The sequence below is a fragment of the Bartonella sp. SL317 genome, assembly GCF_059687655.1.
Window position 1 is genome coordinate 246524 of the sequence record NZ_CM185144.1, and the last position, 15341, is coordinate 261864.

The 15341-nt window shown below is 37.7% G+C and carries 10 protein-coding genes; 1 reads left to right on the forward strand and 9 read right to left on the reverse strand.

The genetic code is table 11. The annotated features are described in order from the left end of the window. Positions 1-343 precede the first annotated feature (343 nt). The 7 genes from AC6ER9_RS01100 to AC6ER9_RS01130 form a co-directional block, all read right to left on the reverse strand. On the reverse strand, positions 344-970 hold the full coding sequence (locus AC6ER9_RS01100) for a DNA-3-methyladenine glycosylase I (protein WP_497074630.1): 627 nt from the start codon (positions 968-970) through the stop codon (positions 344-346). Next, positions 948-2375, reverse strand: coding sequence for an exodeoxyribonuclease VII large subunit (gene xseA, locus AC6ER9_RS01105; protein ID WP_497075249.1), 1428 nt, complete (start codon positions 2373-2375; stop codon positions 948-950). Before xseA ends, AC6ER9_RS01100 begins: the two co-directional genes overlap by 23 nt. Positions 2376-2822: 447 nt before the next feature. Further along, positions 2823-4448 carry an ABC transporter substrate-binding protein gene (locus AC6ER9_RS01110; protein WP_497074631.1) on the reverse strand — a complete coding sequence of 542 codons (1626 nt, stop codon included), beginning with the start codon at positions 4446-4448 and terminating at the stop codon, positions 2823-2825. A gap of 964 nt (positions 4449-5412) precedes the next feature. Next, the gene (locus AC6ER9_RS01115) at positions 5413-7044 is read right to left on the reverse strand and encodes an ABC transporter substrate-binding protein (protein WP_497074632.1); all 1632 of its coding nucleotides are present in this window, start codon (positions 7042-7044) and stop codon (positions 5413-5415) included. Positions 7045-7987: 943 nt separating this feature from the next. After that, positions 7988-9619 carry an ABC transporter substrate-binding protein gene (locus tag AC6ER9_RS01120; protein ID WP_497074633.1) on the reverse strand — a complete coding sequence of 544 codons (1632 nt, stop codon included), beginning with the start codon at positions 9617-9619 and terminating at the stop codon, positions 7988-7990. A 218-nt stretch (positions 9620-9837) separates the two neighbouring features. Beyond that, positions 9838-10113, reverse strand: coding sequence for a hypothetical protein (locus tag AC6ER9_RS01125; protein ID WP_497074634.1), 276 nt, complete (start codon positions 10111-10113; stop codon positions 9838-9840). Between the two features lie 398 nt (positions 10114-10511). After that, positions 10512-12137 carry an ABC transporter substrate-binding protein gene (locus tag AC6ER9_RS01130; protein WP_497074635.1) on the reverse strand — a complete coding sequence of 542 codons (1626 nt, stop codon included), beginning with the start codon at positions 12135-12137 and terminating at the stop codon, positions 10512-10514. A 1129-nt stretch (positions 12138-13266) separates the two neighbouring features. Between AC6ER9_RS01130 and AC6ER9_RS01135 the strand changes: the two genes are divergently transcribed. Then, positions 13267-13548 carry a DUF6460 domain-containing protein gene (locus AC6ER9_RS01135; protein ID WP_497074636.1) on the forward strand — a complete coding sequence of 94 codons (282 nt, stop codon included), beginning with the start codon at positions 13267-13269 and terminating at the stop codon, positions 13546-13548. A 22-nt stretch (positions 13549-13570) separates the two neighbouring features. Here the strand turns inward: AC6ER9_RS01135 and AC6ER9_RS01140 are convergent, their stop codons facing one another. Continuing rightward, positions 13571-14380 carry a TIGR02186 family protein gene (locus AC6ER9_RS01140; protein ID WP_497074637.1) on the reverse strand — a complete coding sequence of 270 codons (810 nt, stop codon included), beginning with the start codon at positions 14378-14380 and terminating at the stop codon, positions 13571-13573. Positions 14381-14382: 2 nt separating this feature from the next. Further along, positions 14383-15309 (reverse strand): sulfite exporter TauE/SafE family protein, encoded by a 927-nt coding sequence (locus AC6ER9_RS01145; protein ID WP_497074638.1) that lies wholly within the window; start codon positions 15307-15309, stop codon positions 14383-14385. Positions 15310-15341 lie beyond the last annotated feature (32 nt).

Here is a 15341-nt window from a genome sequence, read left to right on the forward strand (position 1 = left end):
ATTCATAAGCCCTATTGCTAAATGAAAACATTATATTTTTTAAGAAAGCACATGAATTAGCAACTAGGTAATATCCTGTTTGACCAATAAAATATCATCATTATCTAACGCCAGATACATAAAAACTCAAGATATCACTCTTTTTTATTTTTACATCTGTTTTTTCATCCTCAAAATTATACTTTATTTTATCATTTTGATTTCCAGCAACAGTAGAGAAAATCATCATTATGGTATCATTTATATCATTCAGATATCTTATGTCGCAGTGTTATCTGTACATTTATATCATTCAATTATTATTCTCTTGATCATTGCCCTTGATAAGAGAAAATTTGCCAATTTATCGACAAAAACACCCTTCAAGATGATCATTGACAATCCCGATAGACTGCATAAAAGCATAACAAATCGTGGGACCAACAAATGTCCATCCGCGTTTTTTTAAATCTTTAGAAAGACGAAGAGAGGCAGGGGTTGTAGGATGAGCTGATAGTGTTTGAAAATCTATCTTTTCATAACGCTCCGATTGTGGTGGTTTAAAAGACCAAAAATAGTGAGACAAACTTCCCCACTCTGTTATAATTTCCTGTGCTCTGAGTGCATTATTAAGCACTGAACGAATTTTCCCTTGATGACGCACAATTCCTTTATTCTGCATCAACATTTGCACCTTTAGCGCATCATAATGAGCAATCTTTTCAAAATCAAAATCATCAAATGCAATGCGAAAAGAAGGGCGTTTTTTTAAAATCGTCAACCAAGAAAGCCCCGCTTGAAAACCTTCAAGAGAAATTTTTTCAAACAAAGGAATATCCTCAAAAACAGGTTTACCCCATTCGTTATCATGATAAGCACAATAAAGAGGATCCGTTCCAGCCCATGCGCAACGAACTTTTCCATCCCCCCCCTTAAGAAGCCCTTCTGCCAGCATTAAATTCACCCTATTAAAAGAGAGTTCCTTGGTCATCGCTTGGTGACTTTATTTTTTTGTGTTTTGAATGTTTTGCAGAAACAGACTCTTTTGTTGCAACAGTGATATCCCCATCAAAAAAGCGTAAATTTACTTGTCCATTTTCAGGCAACTGCGCTAGCCGTTTAATGGGCTTCTGATCTTGCCCTAAAGCCAAAACAAAACCACGCTCTAAAATATTCTGATAAGAAGTGCTTTTTAAAAGCCTGCATGCCAACTCTAATGCCGCGCGTTGTCTTTCCACACTGCGCACAAAAGCACGCTGAAGACGCGCCGTATATTCTTCTGTATGGCGTTGTGCTTTTTCACTATTTAACAAACGTGGCGAAAGACGGAGCTGAAGAGCATGAAAAGAAAAACGTTTTTTATCGTAGCTCACACAAAGAGCACGCTGTAATCGACTTGAAATTTCATCAAAACCACGCCGCGGTAGTGCAAAAAGTTGGTCGACAGTGGGAAGCCCTCGTCTGGCAGCACGCAACTTTTGTTGATGAAAATCAAAAGAACGTGCAAATCCTTTACGCAAACGTGCCCCAAGGGATGCAACACTTACTTCAAGATCAAGCTTGACAGGAACAGCCTTTTCTGCCGCTCCTGTAGGGGTTGGAGCACGCCAATCAGCGACATAATCAATCAAAGTCCAGTCTGTTTCATGCCCAACGGCAGAAATAACTGGGAGCTTAGAAGCATAAACAGCACGAACAACAGCTTCATCATTAAACCCCCACAAATCTTCTAAACTTCCCCCTCCCCGTGCAACAATAAGCAGATCTGGTTTTGGAATGTGTCCTCCTGCGTCAAGAGCATTAAAACCTTCAACAGCAGCAGCCACTTCACTCCCACTTGTTTCCCCCTGAACACGGACAGGCCAAACCAAAATATGTAACGGAAAACGGTCAGATATACGATGAATAATATCCCGAATAACAGCGCCCGTTGGTGATGTTACAACACCTATAACGCGAGGCATATAAGGCAAAGGCTTTTTCTTTGTCTCATCAAATAAGCCTTCTTCTGCAAACTTTTTCTTACGGTTTTCAAGCAGAGTCATCAAAGCACCAACTCCTGTTGGTTCAAGAGCCTCAATGACAATTTGATATTTCGATGACCCTGGATACGTTGTTAGTTTTCCGACAGCAACGACTTCCATCCCTTCTTCAGGAGGAAATTTAAGCTTGTCCATGACCCCACGCCAAATAACAGCCTCCAGCCGTGCCTTGTCATCTTTTAAAGCAAAGTAAGCATGCCCCGAAGCATGGGCCCCACGATACCCTGAGATCTCACCACGCACCCGTACATACCCAAACTTCTCTTCAACAACGCGCTTTAAAGCCCCCGCTATTTCTGAAACAGTAAATTCTGCGACATTTGTTGCAACTGTTTTTTCATCAAACAAACTCACCATTTTTGAACTCACTACATCCGTTTCTGTGAAGCCTTTAAAAACTCTGAATCTTTAACCTTTTGATGTATATTTTATCTCAATACCCATAACACCAAATCGGATACCTCTTAGCTTTAAAGCAATTATGAGAATTATCAATAATACCTAAAACCATTTCATGGAAATTTATAAAGCATTCTTCTCGCTTATAAAATATAAAAAGTACCAACGACAGTTGAAACATTCAATCTTAACATCTATACAAACACAGCTTTTATCCAAATACAGCTTGCATAAGAATAGAAACTCTTTCTAAAGAGAATGTCTTAAAATTAAAATTTTCTACAAAACAAGAACAATCGATCAGCGATAAAATTCAACGTATTGCAAATTGCTTTGATGCTTTGCAATACGTCAAATATATCGTGATCATGCTTTTTTATGTTTTATAAATTTGATCTTTTTTTATTTTTCAATTTTACTATAAAAAACACGGGGCGCACTATTCCAAACCCACTTTTTGACATCCGGCGTCATCGCAACAACATCATATTTCTGATAAATAAAGGCATAAGGGCCGCTTTGCATCAATTCGCGTTGTAAGTCAGCATAAAGCTGTGCCCGCTTTTTCGGATCTTTTTGAAACAATGCCTCTTCAACCTTTTTATTCATCTCTTCATCAAAATACCCACTCTTCCAACTAGGATAGGCTGTATTTTTCGCCTCAAATCGATTATCTGGATTATAAACAAGGCGTGAAGCCATGGTATGCGGATCTGTAGACCCGCTACTCCAGCCGATAAAAGTCGTATCAAAAGCCCGAGCAGCCACTTTTGAAAACAATTGCGTCCCTGCCACACGTTCAATTTTTAGATGCACCCCAGCCTGCGCAGCACTGTCTTGGAGCGATTGAGCAAGAGCTAAAGTATAAGGCGTATTGGAAACGAGAAAATTAGCTTCAAATCCATTTGGATAACCCGCCTCTGCTAAAAGTTTTTTGGCTTTTTGAATATCAAGTTTAAAGGGTTGCCCTTCCTTTTCATCCAAAGCCCCAAAGTTGCCAAGAGGAATAAAACTTGCCCGTGGAATACCTATCCCTTTGAGAAGTTTCTTGCCAAAACCTTCATAGTCTATGAGATAACGCATCGCCAAGCGTACTTTTTCCTTTGCAAAAATGGGATTTGTCATATTAAATCCCCAATACATCATGGTTGGCACCAACACCTTTTCAACTTTAACATCTGTTGTTTTTTTCAAGTCTGCCAGATCTTCAGGGGTCAAATTACGCGCAACATCAATATCGTGCTTTTCCAATAACAAACGTTGTGTTCCAGGCTCTGCAACATGACGAATAAGAATCTGCTTCAGCTTCGGTGCCTCTCCCCAATAATGGGAACTAGCACGCAACAAAAGAGCTTCTCCAGGACGCCAACTTTTTAACTGATAAGGACCAACACAAGCAGCATGACTCTTCAAATACAGATTGCCTAAATCGCCATTTTTTTCATGTTTCATAATCGTCTTACGATCAAGCAAAGCTGTTACGTGATTTGCAATAACATTATTAAGAATAAGCCCCGCTGGATAAGGCTTATCAAATTTTATGACGACTGTTTTATCATCCGGAGCTTGCAGCGCCTCATCAATATTTTTTTCCACAATTCCATATTCATTAAAAGTTGCCGCGCTGGCCATCTTTAATTTAACAACCCGCTTCATGCCCCAAACAAGATCATGGGCGTTAGCGGGTCTGCCATCATTAAACTTTAAACCGTCACGCAAATGAAAGGTAATCACCGTACTGTGATCATCGCCTGAAACATCCCAATGCGTAGCTAATACCGGAACGACTTTTGCTGGATCATTTGTCGAAGTAGTGACCAAACTATCACAAACATTTTCAATAATCTCATTGGCATAAATATCATTGCTTTGCGCCGGATCAAGCGTACTGATTGCATCAAGATTCCAAGCCATGACAAGCGTATTTGCCGGTGTTTTGGCTTCAACCTGTTGTGCAACCATTCCCAGTGCCATAAGAACAGAAACAAGACAGCTGCTCCCTTTTAATATTTTTTTCTTCAAGCTCATAAGTTTTTCCTCTTAATGTTTATTGTATTTCCCCACACAACAAAATCACGTAAAATAATGAGATTAGACGCGCCATAGGCTCTGCAAGATAAACATGATGAGCACTTTTACCCCTTACTCATTATCCTTTTGTCCTTGTACACCTGTTCACCTATAGGATACCCCCAAACCTACACAGGAAAACGCTCCGCCAGACAAACATTCCAATAGACAATGGATGATTATAGACAATGGATGATCCCCCATAAGAGAGCCTATTAATGATATAACCCACCATTTAAAGACGATAAAACCAAGATTTCTTCTCTCTTGTTGAGCAAACGTATCTCTTCTTTCTTCCCGTATTTTTCTCTTTTAACGTCTTTTACATTTTTTAAATATCGTCAAAGCATGCTCCCTGTGGGCTCAAGCGCTTAATAACAAACAGTCTTCATAATCATTTGATGTTTCGATAAAGTAGAAAATTTCGTCACCCCACCAAGTTGCGCAACTTCTATCCCTTTCAAAAAGGGATTTCAAATCTTTTCATTGCTTACCATAAAATAACCTCCTCCCCGCAAAATAATGGCTTCAAATATGCACCGTAGCAGCTTTCAAAGTAAAAGAAAATATGGGCAGCATAAAAACCTGATATTCCTCGTATCCCCCCATAACAAAACTTTTCTTACAACATTGCAAAATCTTTGTGCCTTTAGAAAAGTTCAATTATGTGACATATGTTGCACTAATCTTTTCAGCAAATAAATTGATCCCTTTTCAATTCAGAGAAATTGAAATCTTCACCCCACAAAATACCGCTTTGAATGAGAATGAAAAATCTCTCTTAAGATGGACGATCTTGATAAGACGTGAAACAACATATCCCTCTCTTAATTTACAATCTTCGACGTCTTGCAAAATGTTAAAATCTATACAAAACGTCGAAGATATCATGACGATGTTTTTTATGCTTTACAAATAAAAATTATTTTTCAATGTCCGCATAAAAAATACGGGGTGCACTATTCCACACCCATTTTTTGACATCAGGTGTCATCGCGACAATATTATATGTCTGATAGATAAAAGCATAAGGGCCTTTTTGCATAAAATCACGTTGTAAATCAGCATACATTTGTGCTCGTTTCTGTGGATTTTTTTGAAAGAGGGCTTCCCTTACCTTCTTATTCATATCTTCATCAAAATAACCATGGCACCAACTAGGATAGCCTGTGTTTTTAGCCTCAAACCGATTATCCGGATTTAAAATAAAACGTGCAGCCATGGTATGGGGATCGGCAGAAGAATTATTCCATCCGATAAAAATTGTATCAAACCCCCGTGCATAAAGTTTTGAAAACAACTGTGTCCCGATAAAATGCTCAATTTTAAAACGCACACCTATTTTTTTTGCATTATCTTGGATAGACTGAGCAATAGGCAACGCAAAAGGATAAGGAGATTTTCCTGCAAAAATATTAGCCTCAAAACCATCGGGATAACCTGCTTCTATTAAAAGCTGCTTGGCTTTTTTTAAATCAAGTTTAAAAGGTTGTCCTTCTTTTTCATCCAAAGCCCCAAAATTGCCAAGAGGAATAAAGCTTGCCCGTGGAATACCAACATCTTTAAGAAGCGTTTTTCCCAAAGCATCATAATCGATAAGATAGCGCATGGCCAAACGCACTTTTTCATTGGCAAAAATAGGATTTGTCACATTGAAGCCCCATACGATCAGAGAGGGAGCCAATATTTTTTCAACCTTAATATCTGTTGTTGCTTTCAGGTCTGCTATATTCTCTGGCGTTAAATTACGTGCCACATCAATATCGTGTTTTTCCAACAACAAACGCTGTGTTCCAGGCTCAGCAATATGACGAATAAGGATCTTCTTCAATTTTGGTGCCTTTCCCCAATAATGGGAACTTGCACGCAATAAAATCCCTTCTCCAGGACGCCAACTTTCTAACTGATAAGGACCAACACAAGCAGCGTGACTGGCCAAATAGCGATTTCCCATATCACCATCTTTTTCGTGTTTCATCAGTGTCTCACGATCAAGCAAAGCAACAGTACGATTAGTGGAAATATTGCTCAAAATAAGCTCTGCTGGATAAGGTTTATCAAATTTCATCACCACTGTCTTATCATCGGGTGCTTGAAAAGCCTCATCAACATTTTGTTCTGTGATGCCATATTCATTAAAAGTTGCCGCATTAGACAGCTTCAATTTGACAACCCGTCTCATCCCCCAAACAAGATCATGAGCACCGGCAGGCCGACCATCATTAAATTTCAAATCATCACGCAAATGAAAAGTAATCACCGTACTCTGGTCGTCGCTTACAACATCCCAACTCTTTGCCAAAGAAGGAACAACTTTAGCGCCATCATCTTTGGCAGTATCAACCAAATTATCACAAACATTGACAACAATTTCAGCGCCATACCGATCATTGAGCTGTGCAGGATCAAAATTACTGATTGCATCAAGATCCCAAGCCATCACAAGCGTATCGGCCGGTGTTTTTGCTTCAACCTGTTGCACAAATATCCCCAATGTCATAAGAGCAGAAACAAAAAAACGGCTCCTTTTCAATATATTTTTCTTAAAGTTCATAGACTTTTCCTTTAAAGTTTATTGTATAAATTTCCCTTGGCCATAGGAGCGCGCAAAAATAAAAAGATCAGACTTGGGAAAGACATCTCCTAAAGATAAAATAGCAAAGCCTTCAAGCAGCAGAAACAACCCCCTTTAAGCAGTACTTGTCAGCTAAAGCAAAACAGACAACAAAGATCTGCTAAACACGGAAATCTGCTAAACAATGCGTGATCGCACAAATGACAGCGCCCATTTGTAATGTCAGCACACCTGAAACTTTGAACATACAAACCAGAGAACTTCCTTGATCGCATCAAACAAAACTTCTGCTTTAAAAGTCTTTTTACGATTTTCTAAAAAGAGTCTTGAGAACACAAATTTCCGTTGCTTTAAAAGCCTTCAAAGCCCCTTTGATATTTTGCCAATCCTTATAAGCATCATTCCCAACAATGGACACTCCCCTCCCTCCTCATATAGAAATTTGAGCATTTCCATATGAACCTATACAGAGGATAATCTCCAACATTTTATCATTTTTTAAGGAAAGCTGGTATCATTTGAAGCATCAGCTCCACAACAACCTCATATTCCCCCAACGCACCTACATATAATTCATTTTTTCTCAACAGCACATTTTAAGGTTCCCCGCTTTTTCTATAAAATACTAAACTCTGCTTATATTCAGTGTGCTCGTTTCTTTAACAAACAAATTCATTATTTTTTACTTCACTTAAGTTTTTTTACTTCACTTAAGATGGAAATCTCCAATCTTAATATCTACCTATGTAAATTTCATCGATACAGATAGACCCTACGTTAAACGGCAGTATCTTCCGCATTATTTTATAATGCATTTGACCGATAAACTTCGATATTTTGCAAAGCTTTTAAGCCTTATGCAAAACACCGAAGATATCATCATCATATTCATTGTTGTATATAACAACAGTTGAAAACATGCTTATTTTTCAATGTCATTATAAAAAATACGGGGTGCACTATTCCACACCCATTTTTTGACATCAGGTGTCATCGCGATAATACTATATGTCTGATAAACAAAAGCAAAAGGTCCTTTTTGCATAAAATCACGCTGCAAATCAGCATACATTTTTGACCGTTTTTTGGGGTCTTTTTCAAACAATGCATCCTGAACCTTTTGATTCATATCTTCATCAAAATAGCCATGGCACCAACTAGCATAGCCTGTATTTTTAGCCTCAAACCGATTATCCGGATTGAAAACAAGACGTGAAGCCATGGTATGCGGATCGGCAGAATCGTTATTCCATCCCATAAAAATTGTATCAAAATTCCGTGCATAAAGTTTTGAAAACAACTGTGTCCCGACAAAATGTTCGATATTAAAGCGCACACCTATTTTTTTTGCATTGTCTTGGATAGACTGAGCAATAGGCAACGCAAAAGGATAAGGAGATTTTCCTGCCAAAATATTAGCCTCAAAACCATCTGGATAGCCTGCTTCTGTTAAAAGCTGCTTGGCTTTTTTTAAATCAAGTTTAAAGGGTTGCCCTTCTTTTTCATCCAGAGCCCCAAGATTACCAAGAGGAATAAAGCTTGCCCGTGGAATACCAACATCTTTAAGAAGCGTTTTTCCAAGAGTATCGTAATCGATAAGATAGCGCATGGCCAAACGCACTTTTTCATTGGCAAAAATAGGATTTGTCACATTGAAACCCCACATGATCACAGAGGGTGCCAATACTTTTTCAACCTTAATATCTGTTGTTTCTTGGAGATCTTTGATATCTTCTGGCATCAAATTACGCGCAACATCGATATCGTGTTTTTCCAACAACAAACGTTGTGTTCCAGGCTCAGCAATATGGCGAATAAGAATTTGCTTTAATTTTGCTGGCTCTCCCCAGTAATGGGAACTTGCACGCAACAAAATTGCCTCTCCAGAACGCCAGTTCACTAATTGATAAGGACCAACACAAGCAGCGTGACTTGCCAAATAGCGATTTCCCATATCACCATCTTGTTCGTGTTTCATAATGGTTTCACGATCAAGTAAAGCAGCAAGACGAACAGAAGCCATATGACTAAGGATAAGCTGTGCTGGATAAAGCTTATCAAATTTCATCACCACTGTCTTATCATCGGGGGATTGAAGAGTAGAATCAACATTTTCTTCAGTAATTCCATATTCGTTAAACATTGCCGCTGCAGACAATTTTAACTTAACAATCCGCTTCATACTCCAAACAAGATCATGAGCACCAGCAGGACGACCATCATCAAATTTCAAACCATCACGCAAATGAAAAGTAATGACTGTCCCCTGGCCATCATCTGAAATATCCCAACTTTTTGCCAAAGAAGGAACGACTTTAGCAGCATCATTTTTCGCGGAATCAACCAGATTATCACAAATATTGCTAATAATTTCATTGGCATGACGTTCATTGATCTGCGCAGGATCAAACGTATCTATTGCATCAAGATTTAAAGCCATCACAAGCGTATCAGCCGGTGTTGTTGCTGAAACTTGTTGTACAAACATCCCCAATGCCATAAGAGCAGAAATAAAAGAACTGCTCCTTTTCAATATATTTTTCTTAAAGTTCATAGACTTTTCCTTTTAACGTTTATTATATAATTTCCTCACGCAACACGAACTTGCTTAATAATAAAATTAAACAAACCATGAGATCCTAAAAACACAGTTTTAAAACCTTCAATTTCCCTCTTGCCAACCAGTCTCTTTTGCCCATAAACACCTCTAGGATAACAAAAAAAACATAAGAGAAAACAATGTGATAAATAATCACCCATCACAAAACAACTTCATCGCATCTTCTCTTCATGGTGTCCTAACATCTCACCATTGAAGACTCCCAACAAAGTTTTCGTCTTTGTTTTGTTGGCAAACTTATCTCTGCTTTCTTTTGCATTCTTTAATATCATTAAAGCATTCCCCTCTATTGGCCCAAAAGCCTTCATTATAATTTGACGTTTTGATAACACAGGAAAATTCGGCAACTTGCCACGTACAACAACTTTTATTCCTTCGTTCAAAAGAAAAGTTGAATTTTTTGCTTCTCCCTGAAACACATCTTCCATCTGCCTCTCATCACCTTTCAGAAGCAAAAGGAAATATGCGCCTCATAAAAAACTGATATTTCCGCGTATAAACAAAACCTTTTTCCATATTGCAAAGTCTTTGCATCTTCAGCGCGACTACATTATGCCACATATGTTGCACTGATTTTTTGTTGCACTGATTTTTTTTGCCAATAAATTGATAACCTTTCACTGCAAGGACTATGTTCAATCTCCACATCCACGCAAATACATCTTTCGTGAAAATGAAACATCACCGTTCAATGAGTTATGTCAAAAATATTTAACAATACGAATTAATTACGATCTTCGACGTCTTGCAAAACTCGAAAATTTATGCAAAACGCCGAATAGATCATGACAAGCTTTTTATGTATTTGACAGCATTATAGACACACTTATTTTTCAATTTTACTATAAAAAATATGGGGTGCACTATTCCAAACCCACTTTTTAACACTCGGCGTCATCGCAACAACATCATATCTCTGATAAATAAAGGCATAAGGACCCTTTTGCATCAATTCGCGTTGTAAATCAGCATATATTTGCGCCCGCTTTTTCGGATCTTTTTGAAACAATGCCTCTTCAACTTTTTTATTCATCTCTTCATCAAAGTACCCATGCTGCCAACTAGGATAAGCTGTATTTTTCGCCTCAAACCGATTATCTGGATTATAAACAAGGCGTGAAGCCATGGTATGTGGATCCGCAGAATCATTATTCCATCCGATAAAAGTCGTATCAAAAGCCCGTGCATTTACCTTTGAAAACAACTGCGTCCCTGCCACACGTTCAATTTTAAGACGCACCCCTGCCTGCGCAGCACTATCCTGGATTGATTGAGCAAGCAACAAATTATAAGGCGTATTAGAGATAAGAAAATTGGCTTCAAATCCATTCGGATAACCCGCCTCTGCTAAAAGTTTCTTGGCTTTTTGAATATCAAGTTTAAAGGGTTGCCCTTCCTTTTCATCTAACGCCCCAAAATTGCCAAGAGGAATAAAACTTGACCGCGGAATACCAATCCCCTTGAGAAGTTTCTTGCCAAGACCTTCATAGTCGATAAGATAGTGCATGGCCAAACGCACTTTTTCCTTCGCAAAAATGGGATTTGTCATATTAAATCCCCAATACATCATTGTTGGCTCTAAGATTTCTTCAACTTTAACATCTGTCGTTTTTTTCAAGTCTTCCAGATCTTCAGGGGTTAAATTACGTGCAACATCAATATCGTGCTTTTGCAACAACAAACGTTGTGTTCCAGGTTCTGCAACATGACGAATGAGAATCTGCTTCAGCTTCGGTGCCTCTCCCCAATAATGAGAACTAGCACGCAACACAAGAGCTTCTCCAGGACGCCAACTTTTTAACTGATAAGGCCCCACACAAGCAGCATGACCCTTCAAATACTGATTGCCCAAATCACCATTTTTTTCATGTTTCATAATCGTCTTACGATCAAGCAAAGCAGTCGCAGGACTTGCCACAATATTATTAAGAATGAGCTCTGCTGGATAAGGTTTCTCAAACTTCATCACCACTGTTTTCTCATCCGGAGCTTGCAGTGCCTCATCAACATTTTTTTCTACAATGCCATATTCATTAAAAATGGCTGCATTGGCCATTTTTAATTTAACAATCCTCTTCATGCTCCAAACAAGATCATTGGCATTGGCTGGTCTGCCATCATTAAACTTCAAACCGTCACGCAAATGAAAGGTAATCACCGTGCTATGATCATCTCCAGCAACGTCCCAATGCGTTGCTAATATCGGAACCATTTCAGCAGGATCATCTGTCGCACCACTCACCAAAGTATCACAAACATTGCGAACAATTTCACTTCCATAAACATCGTTAAGTTGCGCGGGATCAAACGTACCGATTGCATCGAGATTCCAAGCCATGACAAGCGTATCGGCGGGTGTTTTTGCTTCAGCCTGTTGTGAAACCATCCCCAGTGCCATAAGAACAGAAACAAGAGAGCCGCACCTTTTTAATATTTTTCTTTTCAAGTTCATAGACTTTTCCTTTTAACGTTTATTGTATAAATTCCCCACGCAACCAAAACGTGAAAAATAACAGTATTAAGCGAACCATAGGCTCCAAAAGACAAACGATTAACACTTTTAAGCAATACCACTTACCAACCACACCTATTGCCATATTTATGCCACACTTATAAGCTATAATTTTCAGTATCCATTTAAAAACACTTTGATATACAATCAATAGTGTAATTGATGACAGAATCTAATGACGATGTTACAATATCTGCTATTGAAAATTATAGGATAGAAGTTTTCTCTCTTTTGTTGGATGGGTTTATCTTTTTTTGGTATTTATTCTTTTTTTCTAGCGTTTTTTATGGCATCAGATTTTATGCTATCAAAGCGCGTCTCCTGTTGGCTTAAGTCCCTTCATGAACGAGGAGGCTTAATATTTTGATATCACAATAAAACAGGAAAATTCACCTATTTTCCAGCTTCAACCACCTCACCCTCTTCTACAAGAAGAATTGTGAATTTTCTCATCATTCTCGTAAAATGACAGTCTTTAATGCTATCTTATTTCAAAACAAAAGAAGCATAGGCTTCCAAACATTCGCTTATGCACCCATATAAAACAAAACTTTTTTCAACATTGCTTTTAAATACCTTTGCCCCTTCAGCAATACTCAATTCATTATTCATTGAAATGATATTTTTGAGAAAAAATATTATTTTAATGAACTAAGGTTGAAATATCAAAATATAATCTCTATATAAGCATACCCTTATCAGAATAGATAGTCTTTTTTTAAGTAAATTGTCTTAAAATATTATTTTTATACACAGAACAATCATTAATTCCGTAAAAAAGTTTTTAACCTACAAGAACGCTCACTATGATGCGAAATATTGAAATGCTACAAAATTTCTCTACAAATTCTTATAAAGAAACGTAGATGGCTCTATCTAATAAAAGAAGTACAAAAAAAATTTCGCAAAAAATGCAATAGAATACGAAAATATTTCAAAGGTTAAAACGGATATTACATCAATACTAAGGAATAAACTCAAAAATAAAAAATGCTCATCCTTTATGATAAGAACATCACTATATTATAATGATACAACGAAAAAATAAAATATCCGAAAGTATATTAAAATGAACCAAAAGAAAAAATTGTCCACTTCTTTGCATACGTTTCTTGGAGGCACATTAAGCAAAGTTAGTATAAAATTGCTCATCCTTTCATTTTTCATTGGCATCGTAATGAATTTTTTGGGATGGACACCTCAAAATCTCATAAAAAAAATAGTCAATTTTTTTCAATCTCTATGGAAAACAGGGTTTATAACACTGACAAACTTGTTCCATATAACCATAATGGGAGCCATTGTTGTTGTGCCTATTTTTCTCATCTTGCGCATTCTTCATAGAAAATAAGCACCTTAAACATTTTTCTTAACTAATCTTTTCGAAAAATCAAACGACATAAAAATCCGGTGGTAATAGCAATAATCACCGCAACAACACCATAGAGAAAACGATACTTGTGTGCAGCATAAAAAATTGTATAAGCGATATGTGCTTTAACAATTTCAAGCGTTGTTGTCGCACTATCAATAAACTGTCCGTCACGAAAAAGATAAGCACGAGCTTTATAATGTCCAACAGGGATATTGGCTGGCAAGCGAAAATGTGCTGTAAAAAGTGTATCAGAACCAAAACGAACACCGCCTACTTCCTCATAGTAAAGGCTTTTAGCTTTTTGTAGTTTCACCAGTTCATCGCGAAAAGCTTGTATTTTTTTCTGATCTTTTCCGTCCGTCTGTAACGGCAAATAGGGTAACCCTAATCCCAAGCGTTTATAATTTTCAATGCTTGTAATATCCTCAATGTCACGTGTTGTAACCATAGAATAAAAAAGAGGAACCTTTTTAAAAATAAGGGAATCTGCATTAACCCATACACCGGCATTGCGTTTTTTTTCCCGCATCACCATTGTCCGCCCTTGTCCCTCTAAGCTTACAACAACATCATAACGGTTTTGTCGAGAATATAAGGGATCAATATTTTCTAAAACACCAGCAATATAAAGATCACGACCAGCAAAATTTGCATCCACCGTAATCGTATTCGTTGTTACGATAATTTGGACAGTTTCATGATTAACTTTATCAACAAATGCCCCAATCATCTCAAAATGTGGCCATGTAGGAAAAGAAACAAAACAAAAGCAAGCTGCCATGATGCATAAAGATAATAATCTACTCATTTTCATCTCATCAAAATATCCAGAGAGAAAAGATTATCTGGGCGTACAAATAACTGAAAAGCAAGACGCATACACACAACCAACACCAAAAATGCCAGTGCCATACGCAATTGTTCAGCTTTTAACTTCCGTCCAGCCCGTGTTCCATATTGCGCCCCAATACTTCCTCCAAGCATTAATAAAAAAGCCAAGACAATATCAACGGACTGATGAGTCATACTTTGTAAAATTGTCGTAAAAGAAGATACAAATGTAATCTGAAAAAGTGAAGTTCCAATCACCACATTGGTTGGAACACGCAAAAGGTAAATTAATGCTGGGATCATAAAGAACCCCCCACCAATTCCCATAATAGAAGACAATAACCCCACAATAAGACCAATGCCTAACACTGGAATAATGCTGACATATATCATAGAAGTCCGAAAACGCATTTTTAACGGTAAGCGATGAATCCAATTATGTTTATGTCGACCTGCAAGACGAACATTGGCTTTTCCTAACCTACGCTTGCGCATCATATCAAACCAACTCTCAATAATCATCAAGCTCCCGATACTTCCCAGAAGAATCACATAAAGAAGCGAAATCATCAGATCTAATTGACCTAACTTTTTCAAAACAGAAAAAATCTGAATCCCGATTAACGCTCCCCCTCCTCCCCCAAGTGCCAAAAGAATACCAAGTTTGATATCAAGTGTCCGTCTTCTAAAATGTGTAATCGCCCCTGTTACCGATGATGCAATCATCTGGTTAGCCCCTGTTCCAACAGCAATAGCAGGGGGAATATTATAAAAAATTAATAATGGTGTGATAAGAAAACCACCACCAATACCAAAAAGACCTGAAAAAAAACCAGCCACGACTCCCATACCAATTAAGATCAGCATATTGAGTGACATTTCAGCAATGGGTAAGTAAATACTCACGGATAGAACCTTCAAGATAATTTGAGTCTTTT

Coding starts and splice junctions, on each gene's coding strand:
- AC6ER9_RS01120 (WP_497074633.1), bottom strand. CDS start 9,619: ATGAACTTTAAGAAAAATATATTGAAAAGGAGCAGTTCTTTTATTTCT.
- AC6ER9_RS01135 (WP_497074636.1), top strand. CDS start 13,267: ATGAACCAAAAGAAAAAATTGTCCACTTCTTTGCATACGTTTCTTGGA.
- AC6ER9_RS01110 (WP_497074631.1), bottom strand. CDS start 4,448: ATGAGCTTGAAGAAAAAAATATTAAAAGGGAGCAGCTGTCTTGTTTCT.
- AC6ER9_RS01125 (WP_497074634.1), bottom strand. CDS start 10,113: ATGGAAGATGTGTTTCAGGGAGAAGCAAAAAATTCAACTTTTCTTTTG.
- AC6ER9_RS01100 (WP_497074630.1), bottom strand. CDS start 970: ATGACCAAGGAACTCTCTTTTAATAGGGTGAATTTAATGCTGGCAGAA.
- AC6ER9_RS01115 (WP_497074632.1), bottom strand. CDS start 7,044: ATGAACTTTAAGAAAAATATATTGAAAAGGAGCCGTTTTTTTGTTTCT.
- AC6ER9_RS01140 (WP_497074637.1), bottom strand. CDS start 14,380: ATGAGTAGATTATTATCTTTATGCATCATGGCAGCTTGCTTTTGTTTT.
- AC6ER9_RS01130 (WP_497074635.1), bottom strand. CDS start 12,137: ATGAACTTGAAAAGAAAAATATTAAAAAGGTGCGGCTCTCTTGTTTCT.